Below are 593 nucleotides of genomic sequence, written 5' to 3' on the forward strand. Positions count from 1 at the left end.
CTCTAGGGCCAACTTCAACAATGGTTACGTTAGTAGGCAGTGTCATTCTTCCTCCGCATCAGGTTGATGGACCCAGCTCGGAGGCCGCTTTTCTAAGAAAGCTTGTAAACCGTCTTGCCCTTGCGGCGATACACGGATATCGGCGATCAATTGGCTGGTGTAGCGGATAAGCTGAGAATCAATGGGATTTTGGTGGCATTGTTCGCACAGTGCTTTCGCTTTTCTCATCGCATCTGGGCTATTGAGTAGCAAAGAAGCGACGACTTCGCTTACGCATGATTCAAGCTCCTCATCTTCTTTCACTTCATGCACGATGCCAAACTGTTGCGCTTTAACCGCAGGGATGACTTCACCACTGAGGATGTAACGACGTGCTTGTCGATTGCCCATCGCACGCATCACGTATGGTGCAATGGTGGCGGGCACCAATCCCAGTTTGACTTCACTCAAGCAAAACTGAGCGGAGTGGCTGGCGATAGCGATATCGCTGCAGCAAATTAGCCCCAATGCGCCACCAAAGGCTGAGCCTTGTACGACAGCGATGGTGGGTTGAGGGAAGGTATCCAACGTTTCCATTAAGCGAGCGAGGCTTT

1 protein-coding gene is annotated in these 593 nt (G+C 51.3%); it reads right to left on the reverse strand.

Translation table 11 applies throughout. The features are described 5' to 3' along the window. Positions 1-42 precede the first annotated feature (42 nt). On the reverse strand, positions 43-593 hold a 551-nt coding region (locus tag R7E38_RS23145; RefSeq protein ID WP_318082190.1), incomplete at its 5' end, for an enoyl-CoA hydratase-related protein.

The sequence above is a fragment of the Vibrio sp. Vb2131 genome, assembly GCF_033338535.1.
In the GTDB taxonomy this organism is placed as follows: domain Bacteria; phylum Pseudomonadota; class Gammaproteobacteria; order Enterobacterales; family Vibrionaceae; genus Vibrio; species Vibrio alginolyticus.